This window comes from Mesorhizobium sp. B2-9-1, assembly GCF_006439455.1.
In the GTDB taxonomy this organism is placed as follows: Bacteria; Pseudomonadota; Alphaproteobacteria; order Rhizobiales; family Rhizobiaceae; genus Mesorhizobium.
Window position 1 is genome coordinate 335,809 of record NZ_VFTP01000003.1, and the last position, 18,657, is coordinate 354,465.

At 56.9% G+C, this 18,657-nt stretch carries 12 protein-coding genes; 7 read left to right on the forward strand and 5 right to left on the reverse strand.

Annotated features, from left to right (window positions below; all coding sequences use genetic code 11):
• The first annotated feature begins 312 nt into the window (after positions 1-312).
• Positions 313-684, forward strand: a complete 372-nt coding sequence (locus FJW05_RS08935; protein WP_140630510.1) for a hypothetical protein — start codon at positions 313-315, stop codon at positions 682-684.
• A gap of 82 nt (positions 685-766) precedes the next feature.
• Here FJW05_RS08935 and FJW05_RS08940 read toward each other — a convergent pair whose 3' ends face one another.
• A complete protein-coding gene (locus FJW05_RS08940; RefSeq protein ID WP_246673295.1) occupies positions 767-1,576 on the reverse strand; it encodes a hypothetical protein in 810 nt (269 codons plus the stop codon).
• A 506-nt stretch (positions 1,577-2,082) separates the two neighbouring features.
• Positions 2,083-3,555, reverse strand: coding sequence for a calcium-binding protein (locus FJW05_RS08945; protein WP_140630512.1), 1,473 nt, complete (start codon positions 3,553-3,555; stop codon positions 2,083-2,085).
• Positions 3,556-4,380: 825 nt separating this feature from the next.
• Here FJW05_RS08945 and FJW05_RS08950 point away from each other — a divergent pair.
• Genes FJW05_RS08950 through FJW05_RS08970 form a run of 5 tightly spaced genes read left to right on the forward strand, consistent with a single transcriptional unit; the run spans position 4,381 to position 13,303 of the window.
• Positions 4,381-5,589, forward strand: coding sequence for a glycosyltransferase family 4 protein (locus FJW05_RS08950; RefSeq protein WP_140630515.1), 1,209 nt, complete (start codon positions 4,381-4,383; stop codon positions 5,587-5,589).
• Entirely contained in the window at positions 5,586-6,839 is a 1,254-nt protein-coding gene (locus FJW05_RS08955; RefSeq protein ID WP_140630517.1) for a polymerase, read from the forward strand. The genes FJW05_RS08950 and FJW05_RS08955 overlap by 4 nt, the downstream gene beginning before the upstream one ends.
• Position 6,840: 1 nt before the next feature.
• Complete coding sequence (gene asnB / locus FJW05_RS08960) at positions 6,841-8,835, forward strand: asparagine synthase (glutamine-hydrolyzing) (RefSeq protein WP_140630519.1); 1,995 nt, start codon at positions 6,841-6,843, stop codon at positions 8,833-8,835.
• A 1-nt stretch (position 8,836) separates the two neighbouring features.
• A complete protein-coding gene (locus FJW05_RS08965; RefSeq protein WP_140630522.1) occupies positions 8,837-11,050 on the forward strand; it encodes an exopolysaccharide transport family protein in 2,214 nt (737 codons plus the stop codon).
• Positions 11,051-11,077: 27 nt separating this feature from the next.
• A complete protein-coding gene (locus tag FJW05_RS08970; RefSeq protein ID WP_140630525.1) occupies positions 11,078-13,303 on the forward strand; it encodes a lipopolysaccharide biosynthesis protein in 2,226 nt (741 codons plus the stop codon).
• Positions 13,304-13,633: 330 nt separating this feature from the next.
• Here the strand turns inward: FJW05_RS08970 and FJW05_RS08975 are convergent, their stop codons facing one another.
• On the reverse strand, positions 13,634-14,701 hold the full coding sequence (locus FJW05_RS08975) for an NAD-dependent epimerase/dehydratase family protein (RefSeq protein WP_140630997.1): 1,068 nt from the start codon (positions 14,699-14,701) through the stop codon (positions 13,634-13,636).
• A gap of 240 nt (positions 14,702-14,941) precedes the next feature.
• Positions 14,942-15,625, reverse strand: a complete 684-nt coding sequence (locus FJW05_RS08980; RefSeq protein ID WP_140630527.1) for a helix-turn-helix transcriptional regulator — start codon at positions 15,623-15,625, stop codon at positions 14,942-14,944.
• 477 nt (positions 15,626-16,102) lie between these two features.
• Between FJW05_RS08980 and FJW05_RS08985 the strand changes: the two genes are divergently transcribed.
• Positions 16,103-17,629 (forward strand): sensor histidine kinase, encoded by a 1,527-nt coding sequence (locus FJW05_RS08985; protein ID WP_246673297.1) that lies wholly within the window; start codon positions 16,103-16,105, stop codon positions 17,627-17,629.
• Here FJW05_RS08985 and FJW05_RS08990 read toward each other — a convergent pair.
• Complete coding sequence (locus FJW05_RS08990) at positions 17,626-18,297, reverse strand: response regulator transcription factor (RefSeq protein WP_140630533.1); 672 nt, start codon at positions 18,295-18,297, stop codon at positions 17,626-17,628. The genes FJW05_RS08985 and FJW05_RS08990 overlap by 4 nt on opposite strands.
• Positions 18,298-18,657 lie beyond the last annotated feature (360 nt).

Consider the following 18,657-nt stretch of genomic DNA (forward strand, 5'->3'; position numbering starts at 1 on the left):
CGGCGGGGGCACAGACTAGATACAGGGCACCGGCTGATGCTGTTGTAACAGATCTCAATGGAGCCTCCGCCGTGCGAACGAAGGACCACTCTCAATGACACCGCCCCTGAATCACGGCCAAGCAAAGTGCCATACGGATTGTCGCGACTTCTGTAGAGCGGCCCGGCCGCGCTGAGCATCACCCCTGACCCAATTATTGCGTATTGCATGGTGACGGCATCATAACTGTGCGAAAAATTGCAACTTATCCCTCGCTTGAATGAAACATTTGTCGCCGATACCCCGTATGCAAAGGAAGCAGGGGGGTGAAATATGCTGCACGAAGCCAACGGAGACTGCGCGCTAAATCTGAGCGAAGACGAAGCGCGCCTTGCTGAGCGCTACCGCTTTCTTTGCGGCCAGCACGATGGGCTTTCCAAATGCGGCATAGCAGCCTGGGTCGGCGCGCTCGCAGGCGGTGTGTTTATCGTCTCGGCGATATTCTTTGGTGGCGGAGAACAGGGCGATCCTCTCTTCATATTCGGCATTGGCGTATGTTGTCTTCTTGCTGGCGGTGTCCTTTGGTTCCATGGGCGCCAAGCTGAGAAGCGCCGCTGGCAAGAGAAGAGATCAATCGTCCATAAGTTTCGCAGCCGAGGACTCGGCATACAGTTGAACGGCCAAGTTCATCGTCTGTTCGGCTAGCTGTTGAATGGCTTATGCGCAGCAATGAGGATCTGCGTTCTGCACGGCTGGGATACCTTCGGTAAAATGATCGCGGCGGTTGCTACTGCGCCGTGTTGTGCGCTTTGAACGCCAAGCGAAGTTCGAGCGCCTCAGGGCTGGCGCTGCCTAGCTTGGTGTCTCCGTTCTGCGAACCCCAGGCATAGGCAAAGTCGAATACAGGAGCCGGAGAGTAGGTGGCCCAGCGCGCGAATATCTGCTTCGCCTGGTCCGGTGTCGGCAGTACATAGACGTCCGCAGCCGCTCCGGTACGGGTCTTCCAATTGCCGCCGCCGAAGGCCTGGTATACAGGCACAATCCTGTCGAGAGGGATGCCAGCGGCAGCGGCTGCCTCGACCGTTCGATCGATGAAATCCAAATCAAAAGTCTTGCCGCGGACCGGATATGGGTCCAGGCCGAAAAGATCAATCCCCGTGTTGGCGGGATTAAAGGTATTCATGAAGGCGGGGGCTTCGAAAGACCCCATGTCCATCAAAGTAACAAATGTAACTGCCCCGGGGACATTGGCTCTGATCCACTCGGCCTCGGCCTTCAGGGCCGCCGGACTAACTGCTGGAGAATGGTATTTGCCGCTGACGTCCGGCTCATCGCAGAGGCGAAAACCGAACAGCCGCGGATTGCCGATAAATGGCTTCACCTTGGCAATGAAGCGTGGCGTCACGCCGCTGGATTCATTTAGCCATATCAGCCCCTTCATCCCTGGCGGCAAGGCATTGAGCTGCTCTACGGATTGTACATCGGCGAGGTCGAAGCCCGCGCTCGCGATAGCAATGCCCGAGCCGCCGGAGGTGTAGTGAAGCGTCTTGCCGTTTCCACCCGCAGGCAGCACCGATTGGCTGCAGATCAGCATCATGAGCAACGCCGATATGCGCAGATTGCTGATGCGTGTGAACTTTGGCGACCTAGCTGTTGGCGCGACGGGCTCCGACTTGATGGGTTGCGCGGCTCGAACCGCTGCGCCATACCCGCACGTTGAACTCGTCGGCATACCCCAACTATCCACCAAATCGCCCCGCACCGATCCCTTTTAGGCTGTACGGAAAAATTCGGCTTCATCTGTTCGATCGATGGACCAGCTTCGAGGCGGAGCTGGTGCCAAGCCAGCATAGTGGTGGCATCCATGCAGCCCTGTCATCTATGCGCTGCCGATCCGGATGCTGGCTATTTCAGCGCCGTCTTCATGGGCGCCGACATCGACCAGCCGCGCAATCTGACGAAGTCGGTGACGGTGGAGTAGGCATTACCGGCGAATATTGTCGCCGGTAATGCCCTGCTTTGCGGAGCTTGGAGGCTCCTATCGACGGCGATCTTATGGCAGGTAAGGGTCTGCGCTAGACCGCCACGAAGAGTATGCCCGCCTTAGACCACGGCGAACGAACTCGCCGTAATCGCAAGATGCGGGGAAAGGGCGGCGAATTGAATCTGAGCTGCGCCGCCTGCGCCATCACTGTCAAAGTAGAGCGCTCCGGTCGTGCTGTTGTAGACGATATGATCGGTGCTGTCGTGAGCGGCGGTACCGGTATGGAAAGCACTGCTTGCGAGCGCCCCAACGCTGAGCCCTTTGAAGATAGCGTCATCCAGCTGGATCTTGTCCACAGACGGGCTGAAGTCGGTAACCGTGGCAACATTGCTCTTGCCGAGGGCGCTATTGAAAACGAAGGTATCGTGGCCGCCATTGCCGGTCAGCCAATCGCCGCCGCCACCGCCCTTTATGACGTTGTCGCCGGCATTCCCGATGATGTGCTGACGCAATTCGTTGCCGGTCAAGTTGATTGCCGTTGTGCCCGCGTCCTTCTGGGTGCCGAGGACCTCAATCGACGAGCCGGCAGCAAGCGCATAACTCACCGACGTCCACACTCTGTCCTGGCCCTGGCCAGCGGCCTCGACCACCTTGCTGGCGGCATTGTTGACATAGTAGTCGTCATTGCCCCCATAGCCCGCCATCGTGTGGACGGCGTTGTCGGCCGGGTGTAAAACATTGTTGCCGCTGGTGCCTTTTATGTCGGCGGTCGGGGCCGCGACGGGAGGGGTTGTGGTACTGGTGCCAGTGCCAGTGCCACTACCAGTACTGGTGCCAGTGTTGGTGCTGGTGCTGGTATGGGTGTTGTGATCCAGGAAAAACGCCCGCATTGACGATGTGTTGCCAAGCGAGGTCTCGCCATTCTGCGAGGACCACTTATAGGCCATGTCAAAGGCCGGCGACGGAACGAGCTTTGCCCAATGGTCCAAGATGGTCTGTTCCTGGGCGGTGGTAGGCATCACATAAGACCCGCCCGTATTGGTCGACCACCCGCCGCCGCCAAACGTCTGGAACACAGGAATGATCGCACTCTGCGGAATGCCCGCCTTCTCGGCTGCAGCGACGGCTCTGTCGATGTAGTTGAAGTCGACCGCGGACGAGCGCACGGGGTAGGGATCGAGCCCGTAATAGTCGATTCCCGTGTTGGCGGGATTGTACGTGTTGGTGTAATCGGAGGCCGTGAACGACCCCATGTCCATCAGCGTAATGAAGGTTTTCGCGCCCGGGAAATGGGAGTGAATCCAGTCGGATTCGGCCTTCAGATTCGCAGCGCTGACCTGTGTATGATATTTGCCCGTGGGGTCGGGCTCGTCAGTGAGATAAAAGCCAAAAACCTTGGAATTGCCGAGGAGGGGCGTCACCTTGTCTATGAAAGACTGGGTCACCCCGCTGCTTTCGTTGAGATATATCAAGGCCTTGGTGCCGTTAGGCAGCGCGTTGACCGACGACGCGTACTGAAGGTCGATCAAGTTGAAGCCATCAGCTATGGCGCCGGAGGCGGGGGCGCCATAGGCGTAATGCATGGTAGCCATGCGAACATCCTTCTTCTGATTGATAAGCGCCCCACTCCCTGCCTAACCGAGAGGGTACATTAGCGCCAAATCAAATACGGAAATACGTTGATAGAATGATTGATCGACGAGTTTACCAGCACCGAAAACGCCTAATCTTACAGTGATTTGCATCGAATTTCGGTGTTTGATGATGCATCAAATTAGCCGGGGATATCACGATTCCGTTGTTCAACCTTCAGGCCACAAAGACCGATGATGCGGTGATCGAAACGCTGCTGGAACCAAAACAACCCGATACCGATAGAATCATTGATGCTGGGCGCAGAACACAGCAGTAAGGAAACGGTTGTCAGGATCAATTCCCGGATTTTTGGGAAAACTTGAAATTTTCTCGGGTGTGACCAGTGCGAGGCACTCCCTTTTTCTAAGCAAAGGAAACTTCGCTTGAGTGCTCTCTTCGTTTAGGCATTTTGCGGGGAACGTATCTTCGTCGATAGCTCGTCAGATCCAGGGTTTCTGCGATCAGCCGCGTTCGCCGAACTTGGACTTGAGGAACGGTTGAACCGACGCAGCTCAAGCTGAGACCTTGTCACCGGCTCAGAGGCAGCCGAGCCTCGAATCCCCCTCGCCGAAATGGACATTCAATTCGCGCTCCGACGCAGCCGCGCGCACCCTGAGATCGGTCCGCTCATTCAAACGGACGAGGACATTGGGCAAGCCTGCCCGTACCGTGAACCTTGGCGCAAAACATGTATCTGAGTAGCGAACCAGGATCATGGAAGCACGAAGAAATGCTGACCAGTGCACGCAACCCAAGTCAGACGGGCGGTCGGGGGAGACAGCATGAATCCGCATCTTGTGTGTGTTGGAGGCGAGGACCACGCCTTCAGGATTCCGTTTCTGCTGTCGCTGCGTCAGAAGGGCTTCCAAGTCACTGCGGTGTCGAGCGGTCCGGATGCAGCATTTTCGCAGCACGACATTCCGCATCGACGCTACGGCTTCGACCGATTTTCCAGCGGGAGTGGAGGCGCCGTAAGGACGATCAGAAAACTGATCTCGGACCTGCGCCCGGACATTGTACAGAGCTTTGATACCAAGCCAAATCTCTTGACGCCGTTGGCGATAAGGGGGGCGGTTCCGGTCATCCGCACCATCAATGGTCTTGGCTGGACGTTTTCTTCTCGTGAGCCGAGGGCTATGGCGCTGCGCCCGATCTTCTCTGGGCTGCAGTGGCTTTCGTCGCGCTGGACGGCTGCCACGGTTTTCCAAAATCGTGATGACAAGGCGTTCTTCGAGCGCTACCGGCTCATCGGGCGCGGGACTGGTTGCCTGATCTGCAGTTCCGGCATCGACATCGACGGCTTTACCAGGGCAAGACAGAGCGCTCCGCCATCGCAGGCGATGCGCGAGCAGCTTGGGCTGTCATCGGCTGAAGTGATCATTTTCGTCGGCCGGCTGACGCGCGAGAAGGGCATCCCAACGCTGCTTAAGGCAGTACCCCGCGTTCTTGAAAAAAGGCCGAATGCGCGTTTCGTGCTTGTCGGTCCATGGGAATCCGAGGGGCCGTTCGCCGTCAACAAATCGCAAATCGAACGCCATTCCCCTCATGTCATTGCGCTGGGTCCACGGCACGATGTTCCTGCCCTTCTTGGCATGGCGGATTTGTTTGCCTTTCCGACACAATATCGGGAGGGAGTGCCGCGCGTCCTGCTCGAGGCGGGATTGGCTGGACTGCCTATCGTGGCGTCAGATATGCCGGGCTGCAACGAAGTGGTCCAGCCCGGCTGGAACGGATACCTGGTTCCGCCTGGCGATGCCGAGGCATTTGCTTCCAGGATAAATCAAGTCTTGGGCGACCGCCCCGCCGGGGCGGCCATGGGCGCTCGTTCCATCGAATTCGTCAAGCAGCATTTCGCGCTGCCGCTGGTGGTCGCCCAGTATTGCGATCTTTACCGGCATATTCTTGATGCCAAAGCCTTTGGCGCCTCAGTTCAGGCCTCGCAGACCGAAAAGAATGCCGCATTTGGTCCGTTGGGCGAGGTGCGCCAATGATCCGAGACGTTCTGTTGGCCGGCGGCGTTGCAATGGCTTATGCATCGCAACTCGAAATTCCAGGGGCGCCGTTCGGAATCAGCGAATTGTTGCTGGCGGTTTGGATACTGATTTCGATTGGCCGCGTACTTGCCGGTGGTCGACTTGAAGCCGCGCCGGCCCTTTTGATTTTTGCCGCCTTCTGGGGGATCATGGCATTCGCTCTCGGGCTAGGCCTGATTGTCGGCATGCTTACGAGCGTTCAGTACATGGACGCGCCGGTTCACGACATGATTGCCTATCTATTGCTGGCATTCGTTACATGTCTGCTTGCGGCTGATCCTCAGGCGGATCGTCATCTGCGTCGCACCGCGTGGTGGGTGATCGTCATTGCGAACGCGTGTTTTGTTTTCCAACTAGCGCTTGGATTCGGCTTGCTCCATCAGTCCGGAGTGAACCCTTGGTTTTGGGACAGGTTCACAGGATGGTCGGACAACCCAAACCAACTGGCCCTTTATTGCGCGCTGTTCGGTCCTCTTGCGCTATACCTTTCAATGACAACAAGTAATGTTGTAGCCAGGATATTTGGAATAATAAGCATTATTCTTATAGTATACATCGGAAGATTGACTAAAAGCGATACTTATCTATTGACAATAGTGATAACCGGTTTGGTTTTCCTGATGTTGCGCGTCCGGAGATGGGTCGCGGTTGGCGGAAGGGTCACTCTTGGTCGTCAAATCAGCCTTTTGCTGTTGCTTGCTTTGATCCCCCTCGCAATCTCCGCAACACCCTATGTGCTTGCGGAAACGAGCAATGTTGAAAACTTCGCCAAGAGCTTGACCAAAGGCGAGGGTGGTGAGGCGACGGCCGAGACAGCCAATCTGCGCATCAATATCTGGACCAATGCTCTGGGCAAGGGATTGGGGTCTGCTTCGCTGGGCCTCGGCCCAGGACCACATGTCGACAGATCTGTTGTGACCAAGGAGTTTATCGACCTGCCTTTCGAGGCTCACAGCACATTACTGGATTTGTATACTCAAGGAGGCATTCTGGCGGTTCTCGCCCTGTTGTGGATCCTTGGCATCGCGGCCATCTCTGCCTGGCGTGCAAGGCTCGACGCTCTGGTGGCACTCGTTTTGTCGATCGGCATCTTCGGCTTCCCGCATTTGGTCATTCGCCACCCGATCGTTTGGTTCTCAATCACACTTTGCCTCGTAGCCGGGCAGCGCAAGCCTATCGCGGCAACTGCAGGAGCGAGGAGCCGTTGATATGTGCGGAATCGCCGGGATCCTTCTTGCGCCAGACTCGCCCAGCACAAGGCCGCTCGCCGCTATAGCACCGATGACAACAGCTCTCCGTCACAGAGGGCCCGACGGCGAAAGCTTCTGGAAAGATGTGGAGGCTGGTGTCGCTTTCGGCCACAGCCGCCTGGCAGTCGTGGATTTGTCGGAAACCGGCGCCCAGCCCATGTGTTCGGACAGCGGCCGGTACATAGTCACCTTCAATGGTGAGATATACAATTTTCGGGACTTGCGCCGAGAGCTTGAGAACGCCGGCCACACCTTTCGCGGGACATGCGATACGGAAGTTGTGCTTGGGGCCGTGGAGCAGTGGGGGCTCGAAGCTGCGCTTACGCGATTTGTCGGCATGTTCGCGTTCGGATTGTGGGACGCAAAAACGAGAACTCTTCATCTGGCCCGCGACCGGATGGGAGAAAAACCGATCTACGTCGCCCCGACCCGCCATGCCCTGGTTTTTGGCTCCGAACTCAAGGCCATTCGGTGTTTCCCGGATTTCCGTCCAGAACTCAATCCCAGCGCCGTAAGGGCTATGCTGTCGCAGGGTTGGGTGCCGGACGACAGTTGTATCTGGCGCGGCGTTTTCAAATTGCCGCCGGGATCGGCTCTGTCCTTAACTGCAGCGGATTTCGCAAAAGCGCGCCGTACGGGAACCGTTCGAAACAAAGTTCGATTCTGGTGGTCGTTGGCAGACGTCGCCGCGAAAGGCCGGCAAGACCCGATCGTCGGCAGCGATGAAGATTTGACGAATGAACTCGATCGGCTGCTTCGGCTTTCTGTTCGAGAGCGCATGTGCGCGGATGTGCCGCTCGGCGCCTTCCTGTCGGGCGGCGTAGATAGCTCGACCGTAGCCGCGCTAATGCAGGTCCAATCCCGAAAATCCATTCGCACTTTCACGATCGCCTTCGGGGAGCACGGTTTCGATGAAGCTCCTCATGCTGCAGCGGTCGCTCAGTACATAGGCAGCGATCATACAGAGCTGCACCTTTCCCCTGCTTCCGCACGCGATGTCATTCCGGAATTGCCCAGTGCCTGGGACGAGCCGTTCGCCGACGAATCGCAAATCCCCACCCTGCTGGTGGCGCGACTTGCTCGGCAGCACGTCACTGTGGCGCTGACGGGCGACGGAGGCGATGAATGTTTCGCCGGTTACGCTCGCCATCTGATGGCGGCGCGAGCAAATCGGCGTCGTCGTTTGCCTTCTTCGCTGCGTGGTTCAGTTGCCGCAAGCATTGGGCTTGTGGCGCGCGCCACCCGTTACGATTTTTTTGGCAGGCTGCCACTTTCAGCGCTCTTCGGCCATGCGTTGCGCGGTGATCGGCTGGAGCGATTGGCTCAATTGCTCGCCGCTTCGGACCAGGAAGAACTGTACCAGCGCCTGGCAGGGTCATCGACGACAAGCCTGACCCGATTTGGCCACCGGGCGTCAACTCGCCGAACACCGCGACTCGACGATTTGCTGTCCCGGCTCCTCTACAACGATATGGCAGGATATTTGCCGGGCGACATCCTGGTGAAGCTGGACCGAGCCAGCATGGCGAACGGGCTGGAAGGCCGCTGCCCGCTGCTCGACCATCGCGTCGTTGAATTCGCCTGGCGGCTGCCATCGGATGCAATGGTTCGCCATGGACGAGGCAAGTGGCTGCTTCGACAGTTGTTGCACCGCTACGTTCCCCGGCGGCTGATAGATAGGCCTAAGCAGGGCTTCGATGTTCCGATTGCGGTCTGGTTGACAGGACCGTTGCGCGCATGGGCGAGTGACCTGTTTGCCGACATGCGCCAGTCAAGAGATGGGCTCCTGGACATCGATAGAGTCCAGACGTGCTGGCGCGATCATGTCAACGGAAAGCGGGATCATTCCCGAGATCTTTGGGCAACATTGATGTTCCTGGCATGGCGCGCCGACGCCAACCGGCTTCCAGTGCCCGCGAGACAGTCGCGCATGCTTGAAATGACGGGAGTTTAAAATGGAAGGTTCGATAGCTAGGCGAACGAAGCTACCGCGCGCCACAGAGATGCGCGTCGAAGTGCGAGAGCCCAATCCGCGCATGCGGCGTCCGCTACGTGACCCTCGAGAAGACCTGACCCCTTTCGGCCAATTGTTGGTTACCTTGGCGGCGCGCAAATGGTTTTTGGTCGCAATGGCCGTTTTGGGCGGTGCGGTTGCGGGTCTAGCTGGCTTCGCCCGGCCGGCGCTGTATGAGGCCACCACGCAAATCATCGTCGACGGTCCGACCAGAAGCGCTCCTCAGCCGACGGGCGGTCAGGATATGCTCGATACCAGCATTGACAACCATCTGACGATGCTGGCCTCACAATCTCATCTGCGTCGGGTAATTGACGCAATTTATAAGGCAACGCCCGATCGGCAGGCCAACCTCAATGGCGCCGCGGCGCAAAACGCCGCTTCCCCAGCCAAATCGCAATCCTTTGCAGGTGCATTCTTGGCCGGGATTTGGCCGGATCACGCTGACATGACCCCAGAGGGCAGGGAGGCTGCGAGGCTGAAGGCGTTGAGGCGCTACGTCAGGGTCGGGCAGGAACTGCGATCGCGAGTCATTACCATCGGCTATACCGATCCGGATCCCGTCCGGGCCGCATTCGTGGCCAACACATTCGCGCAAGTGTATGTCCAGGATCTCGCGCGGACTGCTCAGGCCGCTGATAGGTTGGAGCTCGCATCCGTCGTCGCTGCGCTGCCTGGCGTGCAGTCCGATCTCGCGCAAGCGACCGACCGCCTTGAAAAATACCGGCTAAGTCACGGGACTGTCGACCAGGGTGCCGTTGATAATGCTGTCCGCGACACGGCCGACCTTAATCAGCAACTGTCATTGTCTCGCGCAAACCTCTCCACCGCCGAGGCCCGTGTTCAGCATATTCAAGAATTGCAACGGTCCGGTGCCACGAACGCCACGCTTGCGAGTGCAATCGGATCGCCGACGCTGAGCGATCTGATAGCCCGGCAGGGTGGCGCCGCGGCCGATGCGGATCTGAATGTTGCCGTCAAGCGCGAAATCGAACAGAGCATCGAACGCATCAAGTCGGAAGCCGACATCTATCGCGCGCAGGTTTCCGCTCTGGAGGCGCGCAAGAATGTGCTCGACGCGGTCGTAGCCGACACAGCAGGCAGGCTTTCCGGGCTTCACGCATTGGAGCCGGCAGTCACCATATTGACGCAGCGGTACAATGATCTTCTGAACAGGCAACAGGATTTGAGGAACCGCATCGCGGTTCCGTCTGCGGGAGTTTCAATAATTTCGGCGGCATGGCCACCGAGTAACCCGAAAAGCCTTTCACCGATCTTCCTTATCCCACCGGGTATGGTCGTATTCGGCCTCATCGGGGGCGTCTTGGTTCTCTTGAAAAGTCGCATGAGCCGCACAATGCGCGGTGAGGCTGAGACAGAAGCAGCGCTCGGCTTCCCTTCCGTTGGGCTATTGCCCAGGACATCAAGAGCGAGTGCCAAGCGCTTGCAGACCCTCACTCTAAGCCAGAAAAATTCCGCCTACGGCCGCGCTGCATTGTCCCTATTGATCAATGTGGCCCCCGAACCGGCCCCCGGACGATCGTCGCAGATGATGCTCGTCACTTCCAGCGATAAGGGTGATGGGAAAACAGAGCTGGCATGGAGCCTGGCGCTCTCGGCCACACGCCTGGGCAGCAATGTCCTGTTCATCGATCTTGACCCGCAGGACAAGCAACTGACCAACGACTTTGTGCGCGAATTCAGCATTTCCAAACCGCATAAGTCGTTTGCGGATTATGTGAAGGGCCGCTGCGAGCTAGACGAGGCTGTCGTGAGCATGCCCGGTATCGGCATCGATTTCATGGCCGCACCCATAGTTTCGGACGATCTTTTGAAGCTATTGGTTGACGTCGATGTGCCGCGACACTTCGCGGACAAGCTGGGCGCCGTGTACAATCTTGTCATTCTCAACGGGCCGCCAGGGTTGCACGGTCCGGAATCCCGACTGCTCAGTAGTTGGGCAGATGCCGTTATCTTTGCTGTCCGGTGGGCCAAGACACCGCGCAGTGTCGCACGCGGCATTCTGGAATCACTGCAGCCTAATGGTTCGAGATCCGCTCCGGTAGGGATTGCTCTCACTGGAGTAAATCTCAAGCAGCACGCCAAATATCATTTTGGGGACAGTGGCGATCTTCTGCTGTTCGGAAAACGATAAGGCACTCAAGCCCCTGGGTCGCAAGAAATGATTATCGAACTCTTTGGACCGCCTGGAGCTGGCAAAGCAGTCTTTGCCCATGCGCTTGCCAAATCGCTGCGCGGGCAGGGCTACGCTACGAAAGTGGTCTTCAGTCACAAAGCAAGTAGAAGGTCAAGGAGTGTAGATCTCGGGATATTTACGTTTATTTATAGAGTATTATTGGCAATATTTTCAACTGCAAAACTGTTTATATACACGTCGGATTTGATAAAATATCTGTCGATCTCGTCGTCGATGCTAAAGGCGATTGAGCCAAGGAAATTTATTTGGCGAGCTCGGGTCTGGCAAAAAATCATAAACCTTTCCAATCGTTGGGACCAAGCGCGACAGTGCAGAGAGATCACAATATTCGACCAGGGGTACGTGCAAGCTGTTGCTTCACTGTCGATTTTTCACGGGTGCGTCGACAACGTTGCGATTGCAAGAGCGCTAAAGGTCACTCCTACCGCGGATTTTACCTTGCGAGTGGTATTGCCTCGTGCAGCAGCCGAGGCGCGGTTGCGGGAGCGGATGATGCAGGCGGCTCCGGCCGAACGCATTCTCGATGCGGATTTCGAAGCGAGCATGCGGGCTTTCGGAGTGTTTCAAAATATCAATGACATCCTTGTGGCAACCGACAGGAAAACAATTTCCGTTGAAACTCTCGACGACCGATCGTTGTCGAAAAGCGTCGAGCTCGTCAGCCGCAAGATTGCCTTCAAGATGGCCCGCGATCAGGTCACTCCCATGTACCGACATCAAGTTGTCCACTCATCGCAACCGCTGACGGTAGACAATGCCTACCTTGATGACGGCGTGGATACCATCACAATACAGAACCCGCTAAATTCCGCTGCTGGAAACGACGCGGTAACGCTCGGGAAGGAAGAAATAAACCGTAGCCTGGGCTATGCCACTGTTTTTGCACTCATGATCTATGTGGCTGGGGCGGGTCTAACCAGCCTGGCGCAATTGCTGATTGCTCGTATCGTAGGCTCTACCAGCTATGGTATCTACTCCTACGTCCTTTCAACCACATCGGTGCTCGCATATCTCGCGACCCTTGGCTTCAACGTATCGTTGTTGCGCTTTGTATCTGCCTACAGGGCCCAGGGGCGCCTGGACCTGGCCCACGGCATAATCAGATTTGCCTTTCAACGCTCGTTGGCAGTGGCGTCTCTATTCGGCTTGGCAGGGGCGACCTACATCTTTCTGTCTTCGTCCTCACACAACAGGGAACTTGAGATCAGCCAGCTCTTGGGTATGGCCGCCGTTCCGCTGGTCACGACTTCAGCCTTGGGCGCGGCTCTCATCCGTGCCTTCGGCGGCGGTGTTTCTGCCCTTCTGCCAGAACGCATTGTGCGTGATGGACTGCTGCTCACATTGTTAAGTGCCGCCGCCTTGTCCGGTTCGTGGACTCTGAATGCACCATTGGTCATGCAAGCGGTGCTGACGAGTTCGGCCGTAACAGTCGCATTCGTCTTTGTCCTGTTAGCAAGATTTCAGCCGCCGGGTTTACGACATGCCGAACCTGCCGATGCGTCCAAGGATTGGTGGTCGGCGGTCCCCCCTATCATGCTGATGGCGGGTCTTGACGTCTTCATCAACAGAGCGGGGGTAATGGTGCTCGGCTGGACCGGCCACATACGCGACGCAGGCATTTTCGCCCTGGGGCTCAATGTCGCGTTGCTTGTTGGTCTCTCGTTGGTGGCCGTCTCTACAATGTTTTCGCCGACGGCAGCTACGCTTTACGCAAAAAACGACCGAAGAGGTTTACAAGAGCTGTTTTCACGAGCTGCCCTGCTTTCTTCCGGTGCCGCAATAGCAATGGCAATCCCATTGCTCTTGATTGTTCGGCCGCTTTTAAGCTGGTTCGGTGAGGATTTCGGAACTGGAGCACCGATCGCGCGGGTGCTGATGCTCGGCTACGTATTCGTGGCCCTGTGCGGACCGCAGCTCAATCTCTTGACCATGACCGGAAACGAATGGGCGGCCGCTGTGACGATGATCCTCGGGGCAGCTTTTGGTGTCGTCGGCTGTGCTATCGGAGTAGAGATCTACGGTCCGCTGGGCGCAGCAATAGGGCTCGCGCTTGCCCTGGTCGTATGGAACGTCGCCATGGCGATTTATATTCGCAAGCGACTGAAGATCACGCCCGGACTGATCTACGCGATTACGTCCTTTAACAGCCGCACGGTCGAAAGCACCCAGCGGACTTGGTTCTTGCGCTGACTTGATGCTCTGGGATTGGTGACCGGGATACCCGTCAACTTAAGCTTTCATAACCTTTGTTGCACCCACGGTCATCGGTCGAGGCGCGACAGACCCCGGCTGGCGCGATGTGATCCATTCTAATGCAGGCATCAAGGTGCGTACGGATAGGCGGGCTTGCGTATCGGCGTCTCGATGAAGCGCCAAACGAAAAAGACGCAGAGAATGCCTCGTTCTTGCCGATCAGCGAGCCGAGCGCGTTGAGAGAGATCGCCGACGGAGCCGCACCTTCAGGCGACGCCAGTGAGCTGACCGCGCGAGTCTGAGTGAGCAGCGCGAACTGCCGGCAGTCTACGCTGACACGAGCGTTTGTTGCTCCGCTTCGGAGGCCGTCGCGCTTCCATGAAAGTGTCGATACCATTCGACGAAACGGGCAACGCCATCCTGGAGCGTGGTCGCCGGCGCGAAGTCTACGGCCCGGCGAAGATCGCCTACATCGGCGCGTGTCTCGAGAACATCACCTGGAGGCAAAGGCACATCCCTCCTGAGAGCTCTGCGACCTACGGCTGTCTCTATAATCGCGATTAGCCTATTGATCTCTTCTGGCTGGTCATTGCCAATGTTGTACAGGCGATATGGGGCTGAGCTGGTAGCTGGATCAGCTGCGCGACCGTCCCAATTCCGGTCCGCACACGGTGGCGTTGCGAGTATTCGAACCACCCCTTCGACGATATCGTCGATGTAGGTAAAATCTCGCCAGACACGGCCGGCATTGGACACCTCGATCACGCGTCCTTCGGCGATGGCGCGGGTAAACGCGTAGACAGCCATGTCGGGCCTGCCCCATGGACCGTAGACGGTGAAGAACCGCAACCCTGTGACCGGCAAGCCAAATAGATGACTGTACGAATGCGCCATGGCTTCATTCGAGCGCTTGGTGGCGGCATAGAAGCTTATTGGATGGTTAGCGCCGCCATGTTCGGAAAAAGGTATGGTTTGGTTGGCGCCGTAAACCGAACTGGATGAAGCGTAGACCAGATGCTTGATGTCGAAGTGCCGACAACCCTCAAGAACATTGAGAAACGCCACGATGTTGGAATGAACATAGGCATGCGGGTCGACAAGAGAGTAACGCACGCCCGCCTGGGCAGCCAGGTGGACGACATACGATGGTTGAAAGTCGGAGAACAAAGCTTGCACCAACAATCGATCCGCCAGATCCATACGCATCGGAGTGAAACCTAGCTCGGCGCAGAGGTGCGCAAAACGCGCTTCCTTGAGCTTTAGATCGTAGTAGGGCGTGAAATTATCCACGCCTATGACCCGCGCACCGTGACGCAAAAGCCGCGACGCCACATGAAACCCGATAAATCCTGCGGCGCCGGTGACTACAACAGGACCTTTTCGTGCCAGCTGCATAACCGCCATGTCCGAACTGGATCGACCGGATTTCGTTCGTGTTGAACGGGATTTGTCAGGTTGTGCGTCAAGCACGCCCGTGGTCTTGGAATTATGTCCGGCCATGACGAATTGCCCCGCTTCGAAATTTTTGCATCGAGATCGTCGGCTATATCTGGATCAGGCAGGAATGCGCTCGCACAGACGCAATGCCAAACCAACATAGCGGACACGCGCCGCCTCGCGGTCGAGGCGGCATTATCACGGCAATACGGAAATTCGTCCGAGCAGAGCTACCAGTTCACCCTGGCGCTTGGTTTCAGTTTTGGCAAACAGCGAGGCAAGCTGGGACCGGATCGTGGTGCGGCTGAGATGCCAGCTGCGGGCGATTTCCAATGGTGCGTCCCCTTGAGCTAACCTCATGGCAAGCTGAGTTTCAGCGCTCGTGAGGCCGAACATCTTTTGCAATGTCTGAGGATTAGCCGAGGACCGGGTCTCCCGGTCCAACAATGCTACGATACTCGTTCCGTCGGGCGCAATCACCCCGCCCTCATTGAGTATCACCGGCCGATCGTCAGTGGTGCGGATCACCACCCACGACAACGAACCTGGCAGGAAGTTGGTTGGAACGTTCGCGACCAGCCGCCTCAGCGCAGCCGTAAGCTCCGGAGCCGTGCCGGCCGTCTCACCCTGTCGTTCAAAGGTGCTTTGAGCGGCAGTGTTCCACTCCACCACCTTTTTCTCGCGATTGAGGACCAGGAAGCCACAGCCAATCCGGTCCAGCATGCCGGTGACGGATTCCAGGCTCCGGCGCTTTGACGCGCATGCTGTACCCTGCCTGTCCGACGTGTAGCGTGACAGGCGAGCAACACTGCCGTAAGCAGTGCTCAATTCAATATGACGCTTATTCGCAACGGTGTCGTTGTGCCTATCGATGAAAGACATTGCCTTCCCACCCCTGTTGGCCGAAAACCGCTAAGATCTCCAATCGTTACGCTTGACTCTCAAAACAGATGCCTCTGCCAAAAACCTTTGATCCCAGAGGTTTGCAGCGGCTTCTTCATGCACTCTTACAATGAGTCCAGCGAACCGGACGCTCTTCGTAAATGATAGTAAGCTTGGATTTGAGGGCCGCAATCCGGCTGTGGTATTAGATCAGGCGGTGGAGTTCTAGGCTCGACGGACTAATCCGAAAGTTGTAGTCTGCGGGGTATGGGGCTGCATCTGCGTAGATTGGTTTCGGCCTTGAAGGGCATCTCGCTAGCTCACATGGCTTCCATGTTGGTGCTAGTTGTCACACTAATATTCGTAATAACAAACTTAATTCATACGGAAACTGAAGCAACCTTCATATCATCTATTCCAGCTATAATTGTCGCTGCATATCTTGTTGGGCGTTGCGGAGCAATCATTGCGACCGTCGTGACAGTCGCCGCCAGCCTCGGGGCCGAACGACTTCTGCGCGGTTCAATTCCCGCAGAGGACTGGCCGCGAGCAATCTTTCTCCTGGTTTCCGGCTTTATGATCGCCTTCATGTTCCACCGCTTGCGGCAGGACCTTAGCGAGGCCCTGGAGGTCGCCGAAATTCGATTGGCCGCCGTCGAGGCAACTGAAAGCCGCTTCCGTTCGGTGTTCGAGCGTGCGGCCCTGGGCTTTGCGAACACGAATGAAAGAGGCGAGCTTCTGCAATCCAACAAACGTCTTAGTGAACTGACGGGATATACCGAAGCCGACCTTGCTCAATTTCCGCTTGCGCAACTTGTTCATCCCGATGATCGCGACAGCGTTGTTGAAGCGCTTGCCGATCAAGGCAAGTCCGCGATGCCATTCGATATGGAAGTCCGATTGAAGAAGAAGGACGGTTCCACATTCTGGGCTCGCCTGAACCTATCGTCGTACCGTTCCGACGGCCTCCTTTCAGAGAGCGCGATCATCGTTGTCGATGACATCTCGGAACGACGGACGGCGCGCGAAGCGATCCGGGTTCAGAAGGAACGGCTTGATCTGGCGCTTTCGGCGGGGCGGTTGGGAACCTGGCAAGTCGACCTCAAAAGCGGCGTTGTCACGGGTTCCGACAAATTTTGGGAAATCTTAGGCCTGCCGCGCGCCACCAGTCGTCCGATAGACGAGCTAGCTGCCGTCGTCTATTCCGCGGACTGGCCAAAGCTTGCACTTCCCAAAGAATCCGGCGCGACCACGAATTACGACGTTGAGATAAGGGTGCGACGTTCGGATGGACCTGTTCGTTGGGTCGCTCTGCGCGGACGGGAGGAGCGGTATCATGATCAGCAGCTGCTGATCGGGATAGCAGCTGATCTGACTGAACGTCGGCAGACCACGCTTTTGCGCGCCACGGTCAGGAGACGGGACCGTATTTTGATCGAACAGCGCCATCGATTCAGCAATCTTTTCGCGGTCGTGATAGCGCTGGTCAAAATGGTTAGTGCTCCGGAAAACAATGTCATGAAGTTCAAGGAGGACCTAATCGATCGGATACGAGCGCTTGAGGTCACGCATATGATGATCTCCGGCCGCACCGCCAGTTCGGTATTGCTCCGGGACCTCGTGGTCCAAGAACTGTTGCCCTACATGGAAACGCGAAAGATAAAGGCCCATGGCCCTGACGTCATGATGTCAAGCGGCGCTGCCGAAAGCTTCGCAATGGTTGTTCACGAGCTTACGACGAACTCCGTCAAATACGGCGCGCTTGGCGGTTCCCGAGGGCGTCTTGAGGTTAGATGGGCTGACAGTGGAGAAAGCGATGACGTCGTCTTCGATTGGATAGAATCGGGAAGACGCAGGAAAGCCAAGAACATCGGCCATGGGATTGGTTCGATGATATTGGGCGTCAATACCGCGCCGCTTATCGGCCATGCCTCGAAGCTGGAAATATTTGAAGGCGGTCTACGATATTCGCTGCGGTTGTCTCGACGTGAAATCGCGCCCTAGTCAGTATATTTCGAACGCCAGTTTTGTAGCGCGACGGCTGCCTCGGTGCGGTTGCGTACTCCCAGCTCACGCATTACCGCAGCGGCGTGGATTTTTGTCGTTGCTTCGGAAATGTCCAAATCGCGAGCTATCTCCTTGTTTGAGAAGCCTTCCGCCATCAGCTTGAGCACGTCACGTTGCCTTGAAGTCAACTTGCTAAGGCTGGCCGCTCCCATCCGCCGTTGGGTCCATGCCCTTGCCGATTGGGGTGCGTGTGACCCGGGACCCCCGGAAGGCCGGGACAACAGCGCCGGAACATAGATGCGGCCTGCCAGAATCTCGCGCACTGCCGACACCACTTCCTGGTCCGTCTGAGATTTCACGATATAGCCGTGCAGTCCGATCGATAGGGCTTTCAATATTTCCGCTCGTGAATCATTCCCGGAAACGATTGCAAAACGGGTGTCCGGATACGCTGACAAAAAGTCGCCGAGCACTTGCTGGTTGAACAGTCCCGGCATGTTCAGATCCAGAATGGCAAGATGGATGTCCCGCTCAGCCAGGACACTGGCAGCGGCATCAAAACATCCAGCTTCGAATATCTCCAGTTCCGGGAGCTCGGCCTTGAGCGCCAAACTTAGCCCACGACGATACAAACCGTGATCGTCCGCAATGACGACTCGATACATTTGCATTCCACCCCAACGCAGGCCCTACAAAGCGGGCCCTGAAACGCCTAATGCGGCTAAACGATCAATCGGGGAACGGCCTTGGCGGTGGCCAACCACTCGTCGAACGCCCAGAAATCCGCATCACTTGCGCGCCGTACCGCTAATATATTCCTCTATGGCGGAAAAATCTCTTTCTTTTTTCCGAGGACCGTTCAATCGGCCAGAATCGCACCGTCTCTGCCTTTGTCAGAACGCTAATGTCGCGATCATGCGTGTCTATGGCCAATTACCAAAATTCCATGTGGCATCAGCTGTTTGAGCGGTAGCGAGACGTAAATTCCAGCAGGTGGATTCTGAGGTCCGCACTGGGGCATTTGA

Bases quoted from the DNA above. Each gene is read 5' to 3' on its own strand.
- FJW05_RS08950 (WP_140630515.1), top strand. From the start codon at position 4,381: ATGAATCCGCATCTTGTGTGTGTTGGAGGCGAGGACCACGCCTTCAGG.
- FJW05_RS08990 (WP_140630533.1), bottom strand. From the start codon at position 18,297: ATGTATCGAGTCGTCATTGCGGACGATCACGGTTTGTATCGTCGTGGG.
- FJW05_RS08955 (WP_140630517.1), top strand. From the start codon at position 5,586: ATGATCCGAGACGTTCTGTTGGCCGGCGGCGTTGCAATGGCTTATGCA.
- FJW05_RS08970 (WP_140630525.1), top strand. From the start codon at position 11,078: ATGATTATCGAACTCTTTGGACCGCCTGGAGCTGGCAAAGCAGTCTTT.
- FJW05_RS08945 (WP_140630512.1), bottom strand. From the start codon at position 3,555: ATGGCTACCATGCATTACGCCTATGGCGCCCCCGCCTCCGGCGCCATA.
- asnB (WP_140630519.1), top strand. From the start codon at position 6,841: ATGTGCGGAATCGCCGGGATCCTTCTTGCGCCAGACTCGCCCAGCACA.
- FJW05_RS08940 (WP_246673295.1), bottom strand. From the start codon at position 1,576: ATGATGCTGATCTGCAGCCAATCGGTGCTGCCTGCGGGTGGAAACGGC.
- FJW05_RS08980 (WP_140630527.1), bottom strand. From the start codon at position 15,625: ATGTCTTTCATCGATAGGCACAACGACACCGTTGCGAATAAGCGTCAT.
- FJW05_RS08965 (WP_140630522.1), top strand. From the start codon at position 8,837: ATGGAAGGTTCGATAGCTAGGCGAACGAAGCTACCGCGCGCCACAGAG.
- FJW05_RS08935 (WP_140630510.1), top strand. From the start codon at position 313: ATGCTGCACGAAGCCAACGGAGACTGCGCGCTAAATCTGAGCGAAGAC.
- FJW05_RS08975 (WP_140630997.1), bottom strand. From the start codon at position 14,701: ATGCAGCTGGCACGAAAAGGTCCTGTTGTAGTCACCGGCGCCGCAGGA.